At 72.0% G+C, this 16,047-nt stretch carries 12 protein-coding genes; 5 read left to right on the top strand and 7 right to left on the bottom strand.

Annotated features, from left to right (window positions below):
• Positions 1-21: 21 nt before the first annotated feature.
• A complete protein-coding gene (locus WDW90_RS14040) occupies positions 22-1,224 on the bottom strand; it encodes an acyl-CoA dehydrogenase family protein (protein WP_336488012.1) in 1,203 nt (400 codons plus the stop codon).
• Between the two features lie 299 nt (positions 1,225-1,523).
• On the opposite strand from WDW90_RS14040, the gene WDW90_RS14035 reads away from it, so the two are divergent.
• Positions 1,524-1,793, top strand: coding sequence for a phosphopantetheine-binding protein (locus WDW90_RS14035; RefSeq protein WP_336488011.1), 270 nt, complete (start codon positions 1,524-1,526; stop codon positions 1,791-1,793).
• Positions 1,794-1,980: 187 nt separating this feature from the next.
• Complete coding sequence (locus WDW90_RS14030) at positions 1,981-3,225, top strand: alpha/beta hydrolase family protein (RefSeq protein WP_336488010.1); 1,245 nt, start codon at positions 1,981-1,983, stop codon at positions 3,223-3,225.
• Between the two features lie 67 nt (positions 3,226-3,292).
• Here WDW90_RS14030 and WDW90_RS14025 read toward each other — a convergent pair whose 3' ends face one another.
• Genes WDW90_RS14025 through WDW90_RS14015 form a run of 3 tightly spaced genes read right to left on the bottom strand, consistent with a single transcriptional unit; the run spans position 3,293 to position 7,459 of the window.
• Positions 3,293-5,098 carry a long-chain-acyl-CoA synthetase gene (locus WDW90_RS14025; RefSeq protein WP_336488009.1) on the bottom strand — a complete coding sequence of 602 codons (1,806 nt, stop codon included), beginning with the start codon at positions 5,096-5,098 and terminating at the stop codon, positions 3,293-3,295.
• Between the two features lie 38 nt (positions 5,099-5,136).
• On the bottom strand, positions 5,137-6,144 hold the full coding sequence (metA, locus tag WDW90_RS14020) for a homoserine O-succinyltransferase MetA (protein ID WP_336488008.1): 1,008 nt from the start codon (positions 6,142-6,144) through the stop codon (positions 5,137-5,139).
• A 22-nt stretch (positions 6,145-6,166) separates the two neighbouring features.
• Positions 6,167-7,459, bottom strand: coding sequence for an O-acetylhomoserine aminocarboxypropyltransferase/cysteine synthase family protein (locus tag WDW90_RS14015; RefSeq protein WP_336488007.1), 1,293 nt, complete (start codon positions 7,457-7,459; stop codon positions 6,167-6,169).
• A gap of 474 nt (positions 7,460-7,933) precedes the next feature.
• Here WDW90_RS14015 and WDW90_RS14010 point away from each other — a divergent pair, with 474 nt between their 5' ends.
• From WDW90_RS14010 to WDW90_RS14000, 3 genes are all read left to right on the top strand, one after another.
• Complete coding sequence (locus WDW90_RS14010) at positions 7,934-8,377, top strand: cupin domain-containing protein (protein ID WP_336488029.1); 444 nt, start codon at positions 7,934-7,936, stop codon at positions 8,375-8,377.
• A gap of 40 nt (positions 8,378-8,417) precedes the next feature.
• Positions 8,418-9,278, top strand: a complete 861-nt coding sequence (locus tag WDW90_RS14005; RefSeq protein ID WP_336488006.1) for a branched-chain amino acid aminotransferase — start codon at positions 8,418-8,420, stop codon at positions 9,276-9,278.
• A gap of 382 nt (positions 9,279-9,660) precedes the next feature.
• Complete coding sequence (locus WDW90_RS14000) at positions 9,661-10,281, top strand: chemotaxis protein CheB (protein ID WP_336488005.1); 621 nt, start codon at positions 9,661-9,663, stop codon at positions 10,279-10,281.
• Here the strand turns inward: WDW90_RS14000 and WDW90_RS13995 are convergent.
• The 3 genes from WDW90_RS13995 to WDW90_RS13985 form a co-directional block, all read right to left on the bottom strand.
• Positions 10,268-11,947 (bottom strand): thiamine pyrophosphate-binding protein, encoded by a 1,680-nt coding sequence (locus tag WDW90_RS13995; RefSeq protein ID WP_336488004.1) that lies wholly within the window; start codon positions 11,945-11,947, stop codon positions 10,268-10,270. The genes WDW90_RS14000 and WDW90_RS13995 overlap by 14 nt on opposite strands.
• An 83-nt stretch (positions 11,948-12,030) precedes the next feature.
• Entirely contained in the window at positions 12,031-13,653 is a 1,623-nt protein-coding gene (locus WDW90_RS13990; RefSeq protein ID WP_336488003.1) for an ABC transporter substrate-binding protein, read from the bottom strand.
• Positions 13,653-15,911, bottom strand: a complete 2,259-nt coding sequence (locus WDW90_RS13985) for an ATP-binding protein (RefSeq protein WP_336488002.1) — start codon at positions 15,909-15,911, stop codon at positions 13,653-13,655. Before WDW90_RS13985 ends, WDW90_RS13990 begins: the two co-directional genes overlap by 1 nt.
• Between the last annotated feature and the right edge of the window lie 136 nt (positions 15,912-16,047).

Raw genomic sequence — 16,047 nt, 5'->3', positions numbered from 1 at the left:
CGACTCCTGGAGGAACGGGGGTCAGTCGCGCAGAGCGGCGGCGACGGGGGTCATCAGGGTGGCGGTGGCGAGATTGGCCATGATCCGGTCGTTGTGGATCATGATCGGCGCGGACAGGACGTCGCGCAGCGCCCGGCCGACGCTGAAATCGCCGTCCTGCCGGTAGCCCGCGAGGCCGTTGGCGCGCAGCGCGCTGCTCACCGCCGCGACGGCGAGCTCGGAGACCTCGACCTTGAGCATCGTGATCGCGGTCTGGAAATCGAGGGCCGCGAGGGACGCGGGATCATCCGCGGCGGCCTCGAACCGGTCGAGACCCTGCGCGATCAGGGCGCGGGCCTGCTTCAGGCTCGACACCGCGCGGGCATAGTGCAGGGCCCCGGGGGGGGCCTGCCCGCCGGCGCCGCGCATCGCCGTGCGGGTGAAGGCCTGTGCCTTCTCCACCGCGCCGGCCGCGATGCCCGCCCAGGCGCTCGACCAGAGGAGGTGCGAGACGGGCGTCATGGTCTGACCGTGGATATCGGCGTAGCGGGCAGGCAGGACCTGCTCGGGCCGGAAGCGGGCGCGCAGCCGGAAGCCGGCGCTGCAGGTGCCGCGCATGCCGAGCGTCTCCCAGCCGCTCAGGCGCTCCAGCTCGTAATCCTCCCTCAGGAGCACACAGAGCACCTGGTCCGAGGCGCCCGCATCGGCCGCCCGGCGGGCGACGGTGACGATCCCGTCGGCCTGGGCGCCGTAGGAGATCACGGTCGCGGCCCGCTCGAGGCGGAGATGGTCGCCATCCGGCTCGACCGCGGCGGCGGAGGCGCGCACGTTGCCGCCGCCCTGCCCCTCCGTGGTCGAGGAGGCGAGGAGGAGCTGCGCGTCGGCGATGCGGCGCATCGCGCCCTCGCACCAGGGCTCGCCGCGCCCGTGGCGGACGAGGCAGGCGACCTTGGTCTGGTGCATCGCGAAGATCATCGCCGTGGAGGCGCAGGCGCGCCCGAGCACGTAGCAGATCTCGGCGAGCGCCTGCATCGAGGCGCCCTCGCCGCCGAACGCGATCGGGATCGCCGCGCCGAGGAGGCGCTGCGCGCGCAGGGCCTCGACCGCCTCGGCCGGATAGCGCGCCTCGCGGTCGACCTCGGCCGCGTGGGCGGCGGCGACCGCGGCGGCGGAGGCCGCCCGGGCCGCGAGATCGACCCCGCCGTCGAGGCGCGCCACGGGTCCGTGCCTGTGCTGAATCGTCATGAGCTTTCCCGAAACGCCGTCCGCGGCCGTCGAGGGCGCCGCTGCCCGGACCGGGGCCGCGCTCGGCCGGGTCCGTCGATGGCCCATCATAGGCCGGGCACCCCCTAAAGCCGAGTTACGCGAACTCTAGAAAACTACGTATTCGGGCGATTGATCGAATTAACGACAAATATCGTTAAATTCATGAGTTCGTTGACCGATCGATCCCGTGAACTTATCTGAAGAACATCAAGGATTGGGTTGTTAACCATTTCCTCCTCGACTTGCCGCCCAAGCTTCACGAGATCGCGAGACTGACGATGCCGAGCGCTGTGCAGAACGACGTGACCGATCGGACACTGGCCCTGGCGCAGGAGATCGCGGCGCGCCACGCGATCAAGCCAGTCTTCGAGCCCCAGGACGCGCTGGTGGATGTCGGGCTCACCTCGCTCGACCTCGTCAACCTGATGCTGGCGATCGAGGCCGAGTTCGACATCATGATCCCGCCCGCCTGCCTCAACCCGAAGAACTTCTACTCGGTCGACGCCATCTCGCGGATGGTCGAGTCGGTGCGGGCAGGCGTGCATTAAATCCCGGTCGGACACACGCGGATAATCCATCGACCGACTGCGTCGTCCCGGAGCACGACGCCGCGAGGCCGGAGTACGGTTCCGCGCCGGCTTTCAGGATTGATCGGCGCGGGCCTCGGGCCGCACTCTCGGCGCCTCTCGACCGGCGCGGCGCGATGCCGGCCGGTCCGGCCCGAGGAGTCGCAGCATGGCCGTGCCGACACCGAGGAACTACTTCGACCTGTCGGCCTGGGCCTACAACAGCGGTATGACGGCCGGCACGCCCGATGCCGAGCTCGCGCCCTTTCCGGTGGCGGCGAATCACTACGACTCTCCGAACGACTACGACGCATTCCACGCCGCGACGGGCTTCTACGGCGCCGCCTACGTCAAGGGGACGGGCGCCGACCGGACCGTGCTGATCGGGTTCGAGGGCACGAACCTGGCGATCCTGCCGGACGAGCCCCAATTCGCCGTTGCGCAGATCCTGGCAGATGTCGCCCTCTATCTCGGGCAGCTGCCGCCCGCCCTCACGGACGCGCTCGCCTTCACCCAGTCCGTCGTCGCGACGGCGCTCGCGCAGGGCATCCCGCGGGAGAACATCGTCGTCACGGGCCACTCCCTCGGCGCGGCCGAGGCCGAGTACGTTGCGGCCCAGACCGGGCTCACTGGCGTCACCTACGGCACGCCGGGCATCTCGACCGATTACGTGCCGCCGGGCGCCGACACTCCGCTGACGAACTACGTCGAGTACGGCGACCCGGTCGGCAATTACGCGAACGGTCTCCCGCTGCCCGTCGAGACAAACTTCCTCTACAGTCCGAAGATCGCGCATTACGGCGACGTCAGCTATCTCGGTACGCCGGCCGAGGCGGCGCCCATCGTCGCGGCGGGGCTCGCCTTCGGCCATCCGTCCCTGCGCCCCGCGGCGCTCGCGACCTTCGCGGCCGCGGCCGCCGAGTTCCACCTGCTCACCACCTACGGGGAGGATCTCTTCCCGAACCAGGCCGTTCCGGTCCCGGGCTGGATGGCGAGCCTCACCGGCGCCGACATCCTGCGCATCGTCTCGGGCGTGCTCGGTGACGGCAACGCGCTCGTCGACGACGTCTTCTACTACGCCGCCAACCCGGACGTGTTCGCGGCCCGCCTCGATCCCGAGACGCATTACGCGGCGTCCGGCTGGCTCGAGGGCCGGGACCCGAACCCGTTCTTCTCGACCGCGGGCTACCTCGCGGCGAATCCCGACGTCGCGGCGTCCGGGATGAACCCGCTGGCGCACTACGAGGCGTTCGGATTCAGCGAAGGCCGCAACCCGTCGGCGGAGTTCGACGCGGCGGCGTACCTCTCGGCCTACGCGGACGTGGCGCGGGCCGGCATCGACCCGCTGCAGCATTATCTGGAGCACGGGGCGCTCGAGGGACGCATCGCCTTCGCGCAGGCGCATCCCGCCTGAGGCGCGGGCGGCTCGTGCCGAGTTTCGGTGAGCCGGTCCGACGGGCCGGGCTCACCGGGATCCGGCCTCAGAGTCGGATCGCGCCGGCCGCGACCGCCGCGAAGGTTGCCCGGTCGAGGGGCCGGTAGGCGCCGTCGACCTCGAGATAGAGTGGGTCGGCGATCCCGTCCGGGTCGAAGCCCTGCGCGGCGAGCGCCGCCGTCTTCTGCTTGAAGGTCTCGGTCACGCCGATTTCGGGACAGATTCGCAGGAACAGTGGCCGGGCATAGGCGGGCAGCCGCTCGGCGAGCCGCGCGTGCAGGCCCGCGAGGTCGAAATCGGGCCCGACGGTGAGCGCCGCCATGCCGGCGCGGCCGTCCGCGCCCGGCACCGCGACGCCGTAGACGCTCGCTTCCCGCACGCCCGGGCATCGGCCGAGCACCGCGGCGACCTCGGTCGTCGCGACGTTCTCGCCCTTCCACCGGAAGGTGTCGCCGATGCGGTCGACGAAGTGGAAATAGCCTTGGCTGTCCTGGCGCATCAGGTCGCCGGTGCGCAGGTAGGCGTCCCCCGGCCTGAGGACGTCCCGCAGCACCTTGCGGCCGGTCTCGGCGGCGTCGGTGTAGCCCTCGAAGCGGTGCTCGGCCTTCTCCGAGAGGCGCCCGAGCAGCTCGCCGGTCTCGCCGCGCGCCGCCGGCAGGCAGCGCCCGGCGGCGTCGCGCAGAGGCAGCCCCGTCTCGACGTCGTGGCGCACCAGGAGGGCGGGCGAGCGGTGGGCCATGAAGCTCGGCACCCGGCCGACGGCGCCGACCTTGCCGTCGACGTTGTAGAGCGAGACGGTGCCCTCGGTGGCGGCGTAGAATTCGAGGATCCTCGGGATCGCGAAGCGCTCCCGGAAGCGCTCCCACACGTCCGGGCGCAGGCCGTTGCCCGTGCAGAGGCGCAGGCGATGCGCGCGCTCGCGCGGGTCGGGCGGGGCGAGGGTCAGGTAGCGGCAGAGCTCACCGATATACTGGAACAGGGTGCAGCCGGTCCCGGCGACGTCCGCCCAGAACCGGCTCGCCGAGAACCGCTCCCGGATCACCACGGCGCCGCCCCCGAGAAGCACGCTGCCCGTCGCCACGATGCCGCCGACGCTGTGGTAGAGCGGCAGGCAGTTGTACATGCGGTCCGCGGGCGTCGGGCCGATCAGGCCCGCGAACCAGTGGGTCCACATCATCACGCGATGGTGGCTCACATGGGCGGCCTTGGGCAGGCCCGTGGTGCCGGAGGTGTAGATCAGGAGCGCTCCGTCCGAGAGGCCGACCGGCGGCGCCTCGTGCGCGCCGAGCGGCGCGCCGTCATGCTCGGCCGCGGCCTCCGCCAGGCAGGCGAAATCCGCCCCCTCGCCCTGCCACCAGACCGCCGGGGCCCGGGCAAGGTGGCCGAGCGTCCCCGCGAAAGCGTCGGCGAGCGCCGTCTCCACGATGAGGAGGCGGGGCGCCGCCACGTCGATGCAATGGGCGAGGCCCTCGCCCCGCAGGTTCGTGTTGAGGAGGGCGACGCGCAGGCCGACCCGGGTCAGCCCGAGCCAGATCGCCACGAAATCCGGACGGTTGCGCATGAGGAGCCCGACCGTGTCGCCCTTGGCGAGGCCCTCGGCGAGCGACCAGCGGGCGTAGCGGTTCTGGCGCGCGGCGAGATCGGCATGGCTCAGGGTCTCGTCCTCGCCGATGAGGGCGGGCGCGCTCCCGTGGGCGGCCGCGAGCTCGTCGACGACGCGCGGGAAGATGCGCCCCGGCTCCGCGTCGATCCGGGCGGTGCGCTCCAGCGCTCCGATCCAGCCGGCGGTCGAGGAGGCCCTGGGGCCGGCTTCCGGGGGAGCGGGCGAGGCGGCGAGCGGGGCGGCGTGCATGGGTCTCGGGCTCAGCGTGCGGGGAAGGGCGTCGCGCCTCAGGCGCGGTCCCGGATCGGCAGCGCCGCGGCGCGGCGGGCCGCCACCAGCGCGAGCCAGTTGCGGAAGAGACCGGCGGCGGCGTCCTGCCAGGCGGGCGGGAGCGGCGGCGCCTCGTCGAGGGACGGGAAGGCGGCGTAGAGGCCGGGATCGCGGTGCGCCCGCGCCGCATCCGCGAAGGCCTCGAGGCGCCGCGCGGAAGCGGGCCCGAAGGAATGCTCCGGCAGCGGCGGGCATGTCTCCCGCGCGCCGTCGAGGAAGCGGCCGACGTCGCGGCGGTACTCGCGCGCGAGGCTGTCGCCGTCGTATTCCGGGTGGCCCTGCAGGAACACCAGCAGGCTGCCTGCCTCCCGCACGAACAGGTCGACGCCGACCGCCTCCGAGCGCCGCAGCACCGTGTAGCCGCACGCCGCGAGATCGGCCTCCGCGAGTTCGTTCCAGCGCGAGTGCGGCACCGGCACGATCGCGGCCAGGCCCGTCAGGAGCGGATGCGGGGCAATGCGCGCGCAAGGATAGACGCCCGAATGCTTGGCGGGCAGCGGCCGGCGCAGGATGCCGTCGAGATGCAGCACCGCGGCGTGCGCGGCAAGGCACGAGAACAGGGTGGAGACGGTGTGCCGGGCAGCCCAGTCCACCACACCGGCGAAGGCGGGATAGTAGGGCTCGTCGTCGAGCCGGGCGGCGCGGGGCTCGGAGCCCGTGATCACGAGGGCGTCGAGGCCGGCCTCCGGCAGGGTGCGGTGCGAGGCGTAGTGGCGGTCGAGATGCGCACGGGCGAGCGGCCCGCGGGGCACGCCGTCGAGCGAGAACAGGCTGAGCGCGACGCCGTCCCCGATCAGCCGGCGGAACTGCCGCTCGGTCTGGATCAGGGCTGCGTCCGGCATGTTGTTGAGGAGGCCGACGCGCAGGGCAGCCGCGCCCGGCCCGGCGAGCGGGGCCGGGACGGGCGGGCAGGGCGCTCCTTCGAGGCCGAGCGCCCGGAACTCCTGCGGGCCGGTATCCAGCATGTCCGTTCTCCCGATGGCCGGGTCAGGCCGCGAGGGCGGCGGGACGGGCGGCGGCGAGCGCCTGGTCGAGATCGTCCCGGATGTCGTCGATGTGCTCGATGCCGACGCTGAGGCGGATCATCTCCGGGTAGACGCCCGCGACGCGCTGCTCCTCCGAGTTCATCTGCCGGTGGGTGGTCGAGGCCGGATGGCAGGCGAGCGACTTGGCGTCGCCGATGTTGACGAGGCGCTTCACGAGCCTGAGGGCGTCGTAGAAGGCCTTGCCGGCCTCGAACCCGCCCCTCACTCCGAAGGTGAGGAGCGAGGAGCCCTGGCCGCCGAGATATTTCCGCGCCATCGCGTGGTGGGGGCTGTCGGGGAAGCCCGCGTAGTTCACCCAGGCGACGTCCGGGTGGGCCCGCAGGTGTTCGGCGACCTTGCGGCCGTTCTCGACGTGCCGCTCGACGCGTAGCGCCACCGTCTCGATGCCCTGCAGCAGCAGGAAGGCGGAGAGCGCCGGGAGCACGGCGCCGGTGGTGCGCTGATAGACGCTGCGGGCGCGCGCCGCGAAGGCGCCGGCCCCGAAATGCTCCGCGTAGACGAGCCCGTGATAGGAGGCGTCCGGCGTGCAGAACATCGGGAACCGCTCGGGCTGCGCCGTCCAGTCGAAGCGCCCCGAATCCACGATGATGCCGCCGAGCGTGGTGCCGTGCCCGCCCATGAACTTGGTGAGCGAGGCGATGACGATGTCCGCCCCGTGCTCGATCGGGCGCAGCAGGATCGGGGTCGGCACCGTGTTGTCGACGACGAGGGGGACGCCGTGCGCGTGGGCGACGCGGGCGAGGCCCTCGATATCGCAGATGTTGCCGGCCGGGTTGCCGATCGATTCGCAGTAGACCGCGCGCGTGTCGGCATCGATCAGGCGCGCGATGTCCTCCGGGCTGTCGCTCGCGGCGAACCGGCAGGCGATGCCCTGGCGCGGCAGCACGTGGGCCAGCAGCGTGTGGGTGGTGCCGTAGAGCTGGGGAACCGCGACGATGTTGCCGCCGTGGTCGGCGAGCGTGGCGATGGCGTAGTGCAGGGCGGCCTGCCCGGTGGCGACGGCCAGGGCGCCGTGGCCGCCCTCGAGCTCGGCCACGCGCCGCTCCAGGACCGCCACCGTCGGGTTGGCGATCCGGCTGTAGCGGTAGCCCTCCTCCTCCAGATTGAAGAGGGCGGCCCCGTGGTCGGCGCTGTCGAAGGCGTAGGCCACGCTCTGGTAGATCGGCACCGCGACCGCGTGGGTCGTCGGGTCGTGCTCGAAGCCGGCGTGTACCGCGATCGTCTCGCTGCGCATGAGGCGTGGTTCCCGTGAGGCTCAGAGCCCGTACGGCTCCGGCGCAAGTCCTGCACCACCTCATCCTGTCTCGGCGCGATACAGCCGATAAAGAATATTGGTGAACCAAATACAGACCGGCATCTCGGTGAATCGAAGCCGAATCGAGCGGGGGACAAAGCGCGGTGGACCGCATGCCCGGCCTCATGGCCTGCCCCTGCCCGGCCCCTGCCCGCGCCGGTTCGGCGAGAGGATGCGGCGGGCGGCGTCCCGAAATGGGGCGAACCTGTATCGGATGGACGAGATCCGCACCTGCTCCGATCAACGGCATACGGAATTAAACTTACGGCTGTCATTCCTACGCATTAAGCATGCCTTAACCCGAGGCTTGCGAACCGATATTGATGTGTGTTGAGTGAAATGACCGGAACGACTTCGATCCCGCCACTCGATTCCTCCAGCCCCGAAGAGAGACTGCCTGTGTCGACGATCCCGATGATCCCCTCCGTCACCTCGGTCGAGCTGAAATCCGCTCCGATCGAGCCGAGCTGGATCCAGGAAGGCAACCCGCAGGCCCGCAACGCGACGCTGTCGCGCAGCGCCGACGGCCTCGCCAGCACCCTGGTATGGGATTGCACGGCCGGGCGGTTCCAATGGATCTACGACATCGACGAGACGATCTACTTCCTCGAGGGCTCGGCCACGATCAGCGACGGGCATTCGGAGCCGAAGACCTTCCGGGCCGGCGACGTCCTGTTCCTGCCCCGCGGCGCGGTCTGCCACTGGCACGTCGAGACCTACGTGCGGAAGGTCGCCTTCTGCCGCCGCACCCAGCCGAAGATCGTCGGCTTCGCCATGCGGGCGATCGGCAAGATCAAGCGGACGCTCGCGCGCCGCCCGAGCCAGACCGTCGCGCCGGGCTTCCTCGAAGCCGCCTGATCCGCGCCGCCCGTCCCCTCCCGTTGCGTGAGCCGCGGCCATGACCATGCCCCAGACCGAGCACACCTGGACGTACTTCGAGGGCGCCTGGCATCCCGGCAATGTGCGGATGATGGGCCCGCGCACCCATGGCGCGTGGCTCGGCTCGACGGTCTTCGACGGCGCCCGCGCCTTCGAGGGCGTCACGCCCGACCTCGACCGGCACCTCGCGCGGGTGAACCGCTCGGCGGCGGCGCTCGGCCTCAGGCCGAAGGTGAGCGAGGGGCGGTGGCGGGAACTGGTGCAGGAAGGCCTCGCCCGCTTCCCCCGCGACGCCGAGCTCTACATCCGTCCGATGTACTGGGCGGAGGACGGCTTCGCGGGAGGCGTGCGCTTCGATCCCGACTCCACCAACTGGTGCCTCAGCCTCTACCACGCGCCGATGCCGCTGCCCGCCGGCGTGCGGGCGACGCTGTCGCCGTTCCGGCGGCCGTCGATCGAGACGGCGCCGGTCGACGCCAAGGCGGCCTGCCTCTACCCGAACGGCACCCGCGCGCTCATCGAGGCGCACGCGCGCGGCTTCGGGAACTGCCTGATGCGCGACGGGCTCGGCAACATCGCGGAATTCGCCAACGCCAACGCCTTCCTGGCCCGCGACGGCGTGGTCCGCACGCCGGTCCCGAACGGCACGTTCCTCGCCGGCATCACGCGGGCGCGGGTGATCGCGCTCCTGCGAAGCTCGGGCGTGACCGTCGTCGAGGCGACCCTCTCGTACGAGGATTTCCTGAACGCCGACGAGGTCTTCACGGCCGGCAACTTCGCCAAGCTCGCCCCGATCACGGGCCTCGACGACCGGCGCTTCGAGCCGGGACCGATGTTCCGCCGCGCCCGCCAGCTCTACTGGGACTTCGCGCACGGCTGATCCGGCACGGCGCCCTGCGCGTCGCCCGGTCCGGATTGAGCCCACCCGCATCCCGGCAGCAGGACATTCCTGTGCCGCATCCGCCCGCGCTGCTCGCGGGACAGGTGCGTGAGAAGCGTGGATTGCCGGATCACCTCCTGAAGCTCACGCCTCAGCCTGCGGCTCGCCTCGATCAGCAGATCCGAATCGGAAAAGTACATCGTCTGGATTTATGCGAATGCGCAGATTCCCGGCATTGACCCAGGTTAGGTGGAGCGGAGTTCCCGTCGGGAGCGGCGACGCGACCGCAGCGCCCAGACCTGCCCCCCGCGGGCGCGTCGCTGACGCGTAGCCAATCCTCATGGCCGGCCGCGACCCGTGCTATGCTGTGCCGATGGAAGCCGTGACCCCCTGGTTCGTGGCGGTCGGAGCATCGGGCGGCGAAGGCCTCGATGACCTGATGACGCTCCTGCACGAATTGCCGCCGAACTTCGGCGCCGTCGTGCTGATCGTGCTGCACCGTCCGGTGGATTGCCTCAGCGAGCTGCACGCGGTTCTCGGCCGAGCCTCGCGCTTGCCCGTCGCCATCGCCCTGCAGGGCGAGCGCTTCGAGCCCGGAACCGTCTATATCGGCGAGCCGGACGATCACCTCACCCTGACGGAGCGGACCTTCGGGAAGCTGATCGACGATCCGACGGGCCGCTATCGCAACCGCACCGTCGACCTGCTCTTCCACTCGGTGGCCGCGCACGGGGGCAAGCGCATCATCGGGGTGATCCTGTCCGGCGCGCTCGACGACGGCGCGCGCGGCCTCTCGGCGATCCATCGGGCCGGCGGGATCACCATGGTGCTGACGCCGAGCGTCTTGCCCTGGCGGGGCATGCCCGAGAACGCGATCGCGTTCGACGGGCCGGTCGACCTGACCGGCACCCCGGGCGAGATCGCCCGGGCGATCGTCGCGGCCGTGGCGCGCGGCCCCGGTGAGCCGGCCGCCCAGCTGGGCGACGGCCTCAGAGCCCCTTGAGGGCTCCCTCGCGGATCCGGCTCAGCGTCATCCCGGGCGAGATCGCGTCGGTGGCGATCTTCAGGTGGATGATCGCGGGCTGGCCCGAGGCGCGGGCCGCCTCGAGGGCCGCCGGGAAGTCGCCGGTCGCCTCGACGGTGACGCCGAAGCCCCCGAAGGCGCGGGCATAGGCGGCGAAGTCCGGATTCCGCAAGTCCGTCGCGGAGACCCGGCCCGGGAAGTCGCGCTCCTGGTGCATGCGGATCGTGCCGTAGCTCGCATTGTCGCAGACGATGCAGATGATCGGCAGGTCGTGCTGCACGGCGGTCGCGAATTCCTGGCCGTTCATCAGGAAGTCGCCGTCGCCGTTGAGCGAGATCACGGTGCGCTCGGGGTAGAGGCGCTTGATCCCGACCGCCGCCGGCACGCCGTAGCCCATCGAGCCCGAGGTCGGGGCGACGTGGGAGCCGAGGCGCCGGAAGCGGTAGAAGCGGTGGATCCAGGCCGCGTAGTTGCCGGCCCCGTTGCACAGGATGGCGTCCTCGGGCAGCGCCTCGCGCAGGTGCACCATCACGGCCCCGAGATTGACGCCGCCGGGCTGGGGGGTGGCGAGTTCGCTCCAGTCGAGATACGCGGCATGCGCCGCCCGCGTCTCCTCCGCCCAGGGAATGCGGGCGGGCGCCTCGAGCGCGGCGAGCGCCGCCGCCATGCGGGCGGGCGCCGCGTTGATGGCGAGGTGCGGGACGTAGACGCGGCCGAGCTCCTCCGGCCCGGGATGGATGTGGACGAGGCGCGGGCCCGGGTTCGGGATGTCGAGGACCGCGTAGCCCTGGCTCGGGATCTCGCCGAGGCGCCCGCCGAGCACGATCAGCAGGTCGGACGCCTTCGCCCGCGCCACGAGCTTCGGGTTCGCGCCGAGGCCGAGATCGCCCGCATAGGCCGGGTGCAGGGGGTCGAACAGCGGCAGCCGGCGATAGCTTGTGGCCACCGGCAGGTCGAAACGGTCCGCGAAGGCGTGGATGTCGGCATGCGCCGCCTCGGTCCAGCGGCTGCCGCCGAGGAGCAGGAACGGGCGCCTCGCCTCGGCCAGGAGCCGCGCGAGGCGCGCGAGCTCGTCGGCGCCGGGCGCCGCCTCGACCGGCTGCCAGGGCGCCGCCAGCGGCGCGGTGACCGACTCCTTCAGCATGTCCTTGGGCAGCGCCATCACGACGGGGCCGGGCCGGCCGGAGGTCGCTGTGTGGAAGGCGCGCGAGACGTATTCGGGCACGCGCTCGGCCTGGTCGATCTCGGTCGCCCACTTGGCGAGCGGCCCGAAGGTGGCGCGGTAATCGAGCTCCTGGAAGGCCTCGCGATCGCGCTGGCCGCGCTCGACCTGGCCGACGAACATGATCATCGGCGAGGAATCCTGCTGGGCGATGTGGATGCCGGCCGACGCGTTGGTGGCGCCGGGTCCGCGGGTGACGAAGCAGATGCCCGGCCGGCCCGTGGCCTTGCCGTGGGCCTCCGCCATCATGGCGGCCCCGCCCTCCTGGCGGCAGGTGGTCACCGCGATGCCGGATTCGTAGAGCGCGTCGAGCACGGGCAGGAAGCTCTCGCCCGGCACCGTGAAGACGTGGGCGACCCCGTTCGCCCTGAGCTGATCCACGAGCGCCTGGGCGGCGGTGCGGGCTTGGCCTTCGATCGTCATGGGGTCCCCGGTCGCATCGGCATGGAACGGGCTCGGCGCTCCTTTGGCCGGAGCGGAACCGGGCCGACCCTAGCAGGGAAACGTTAGCGGGACGTCTCGCCCCGCAGGGCCACGCCGTCGAAGAGATGGCGCCCGAGCGGGTCCATGCGGAAGCCCGCGACGCCGCGGCGCAGCGCCATGTGGACCACGGTGTGGGCGAGCGGCACCCAGGGCGCCTCGCGCCGCACGATCTCCTGCCCGCGCGCGTAGAGGTCCAGGCGGGCGGGCGTGTCGGTGGTGCGGCGGGCGGCCTGGATCAGGGCGTCATAGTCCGGGTCGCACCAGCGGGCGAGGTTGGCGCCTCCGGGCTCGGCGGCCTTGCAGCCGAGCAGCACGTTCATGAAATTGTCCGGATCGCCGTTGTCGCTCGTCCAGCCGTACAGCATCGTCCGCGGCTGGCCCCCGTAGAGTGCCGCCCGGTAGGCGCTCCAGGGCTCCGTCACGAGCCGGGCCCGAATGCCGATTCGGGCGAGATCCGCGCGGATCATATCGGCGACGCGCCGCCCGTCCGGGTTGTAGGGCCGGCTCACCGGCGGGTACCAGAGGTCGGTCTCGAACCCCTCCGCGTGGCCGGCCTCCGCGAGCAGGCGCTGGGCCTCGGCGCGGTCGAAGGCGATCTCGGGCAGGTCCGCGTCGGTGGCCCACAGGCCCGGCGGCAGCGGGCCCCGCGCCACGATGCCGGCCGCCCCGTAGGCGCCCTCGACGATGGCGCGCCGGTCGATGGCGAGGTTGATGGCGCGGCGCACCCGCACGTCGTCGAACGGGGCCTTGCGCGTGTTGAGGGCGAGGTAGGAGACGTTCAGCTCCGCCTTCGACATCAGGACGAGGTTCGGGTCGGCCGCGATGCCCGCGAGGTCGCTGGGCGCCGGGAAGGCCAGGACGTGGCACTCGCCGGCCTTGAGCTTGGCGAGCCGCACCGCCGGGTTCGGGGTGATCGAGAAGACGAGGCCGTCGATCGGCGCGAGGCCCGGCTCCCCGGCCTCGGGCGCGCGCCAGTAGTCGGGGAAGGCGCGGTAGCGCACGGCGATGTCGGGCCGGTAGCCCGCGAAGGCGAAGGGACCGGTCCCGATCGGCTCGCGCTCCAGCGCGTCGCGGGCGTCTGCCGCCGCGAGGCTCGCGGCATATTCCGCCGAGTGGATCGACGCGAAGGCCTGGGCAAGGTTCGGCAGGAAGGTGGCGTCCGCCTCCTTCAGGCGGAAGCGCACGGTGCGGGGATCGGGCGCCTCGATGCCCTCGATCAGGTCCGCGAGGCCGAGATCGCGGAAGTAGGCGAAGCTGCCGTTCTTCAGGGCGTGGAACGGGTGGTCCGGCTTCCACTGGCGCAGGAAGGAGAACAGCACGTCGTCGGCGTTGAGCGGCCGGGTCGGACGGAAGCGCGCGTTGGCGTGGAAGCGAACGCCCTCGCGCAGGGTGAAATCGTAGGTCCGCCCGTCCGCCGACACCCGCCAGGATTCGGCGAGGCCGGGCCGGATCTCCGTCGTGCCGGGCGCGAATTCCACGAGCGTGTTGAACATCTGCCAGGTGACGTTCATGGCGGTCGTGGTCGTCACCACGGCCGGGTCGAGGGATTCCGGGTTGCCCTCCGAGCAGAAGACCAGGGTCCCGGCGGCGGCCGAGGCGGGCGGACCGAGGCAGAGCGCTGCCAGGAGGAAGTGCCGCAGGCTCATCAGCTGGCCGCCCTCAATGCTGGGCGCGCGGGCGCCTGGATCGCGGCCGGGAACTCGATGCGCACGCGGGTGCCCTCTCCGGGTCGGCTCGCGAGCGCGATGCGTCCGCCGAGCTTCACCGTGACGAGGTTGTGGACGATGTGCATGCCGAGGCCCGTGCTGCCGCGGGAGCGGGCGGTGGTGAAGAACGGGTCGAAGATGCGTTCCAGGTTCTCCGGCGGGATGCCGCGCCCGTCATCGGCGATGTCGAGGCGGATCAGGCCCGGCCCGGCCTCGGAGACGCGCACGCCGATATGCCCCGGCCGGCCGGGCTCGAAGCCGTGGACGACGGCGTTGGTGATGCAGTTCGTCACCACCTGCGCGAGCGCGCCGGGATTCGTGTCGACGGTGAGCGGCGGGCAGTCGCGCGTGACCGCGTGCCCGCCCTGGCGCAGCAGGGGCTTGAGGCTCGCCAGCAGCTCGTCGAGCCAGATGTCGAGGGCGAAGCGGCGCTGCTCGTCGCTGACCCGGTCGACGGCGACCTGCTTGAAGCCATGGACGAGGTCGGCGGCGCGGGCCAGGTTGGTGCAGAGCAGGGCCGCCCCCTCCTGCACGCGCTCGACGTAGTGGGTCAGGCGCGAGCGCGAGAGCTGGCCCTCCGCCAGCGTCGCCTGGAAGCCCCGGGTCTCGTCCCGCACCACCGTGGCGGTCGTGAGCGCGAGGCCGAGGGGCGTGTTGATCTCGTGGGCGACGCCGGCCACGAGCTGGCCGAGCGAGGCGAGCTTCTCGGCCCGGATCAGGTCGGCTTGCGCCTGGCGCAGGTCGAGGAGAGCGGCGTCCGCCTGGTCCTTGGCGCGCCGGAGCGCCTGCTCGCGCCGGGCGATCTCGGTGACGAAGAAGTTCGTGGCGCGGGCGATGTCGCCGAGTTCGTCGGCGCGCTGCAGCCCGCTCACACGCCCGGCCGCGGGGTTCGCCGCCAGCGCGATCATGTCGCCCTGGAGCTGGCGCAGGGGCGTCGTGATGGCGCGGGCCACCGCGAGCGCCACCAGGGTGCCGATGAGAAGGCCCGCCGCCGCGCCCGCGAGCAGGATCTGCCGGATCGAGGCGCCGAAGCGCTCGGCCTCGCCGATGAAGGCGTCGTTGAGGCTCTGGGCGCTCGCGCTCATCGCGGCGGCGAGCCCGTCCATGTCGGCGAGCATCTCGGTCTGGCGCTCCAGGCCGCCGATGGTTGTCGTCAGCCGCTTGCGCCAGCCGTCGATGGCATCGACCATCTCGGCCTGGATCAGGGGCGAGATCGGCAGCGCCGACGCCTTGCCCGAGAGCTGCTCGCCCTCCTCCAGCATGGCCCTGGCGCCGGGCGGGTCGCGGCGCACCAGGGCGTCAGCGGTGCGCTGCCCGAGACGGAGCGTCGTCACCGCGATGTTCTGCGTCGCCTGCTCGGTCTCGTTCGCCTCGATTGCGTAGGTGAGGAGCTGGGCCACCTCCTCGTGCAGGGTGCGCTGGCCCGAGGAATCGATCTTGAGGATGCGCTCGCTCCATTCCGCGAGCCCCTCGCCGGTCCCCGCCTCCTCGGAGGCGGCGAGCCCCTCGATCTCGTCGGCCTCGCGCTTGCGCCCCTGCGCCCGCAGGGCGGTCGCGAGGCTCGCGGCGGCCTCGCGCAGCCGCGCGACCTGGGCCGGCTGGACGGCGGCCTCGCCGCGGGCCCGCTCGAGGGCGAGTTCGGCCGCGATCGCCTGCAGGCCGTTGATCCCCGCCACCACGTCGCGGGTGGTGCTCAGGCGCTGCACCTTCTCGCTGAGCGAGCGGACGAGGTCGGCATTCGAGGCCTGCTGGCGCAGGCGGGCCCGGTCGGCGAGCTCGACGAGGCGACTTGCCCGCGTCGCCATCTCGGCGATCAGCCCGTCATTGTCGCGGGTGACCCCGATGAAGGCCCTCATCCGGGCGACGTAGCGGCTGAGCGCGGCCTGCGCCGATTCGATGCGTGCCGTCTGCTCGGCGGTGCGGACGTAGGACTTCAGGGCGTCGAGGCCCGCCCCCGCCTCGGCGGTCAGGGCCAGGAAGCGCTCGGCATGGGCCGCCCGCTCGGCCGCGCGGGCGCCGACATAGTCGTCGCGCACCATGCGGGCGAGCGCCAGCACGCGGTCGACCTGACCGGCATGCACGGCGCCGCCGCGGGCGCGCTCCTCCTGCGCGAGAAGGAGCCAGCCCGCCACCGCGATCGCGGCCGCGATCAGGATGGGAACGCCACCGACGAGGAGTATCTTCCGGCCGACCCGCATCAGCGCTCCCCACGAGACTCCCGTCGACCGGCCTCACCTGTCCCGGCAACGACAGTGCATCGGGAGTTTCGCGAGAGGCGCTTACCGCCCATCGTGCAACGTCGCCAGTGTAGATTCTTCGCAGGGGCGGGCAAGC

The sequence above is a fragment of the Methylobacterium nigriterrae genome, assembly GCF_037106235.1.
GTDB classification, from domain to species: domain Bacteria; phylum Pseudomonadota; class Alphaproteobacteria; order Rhizobiales; family Beijerinckiaceae; genus Methylobacterium; species Methylobacterium nigriterrae.
Note: the sequence above shows the minus strand (reverse complement) of the source record. Positions and strands in the feature narration are given on the sequence as shown.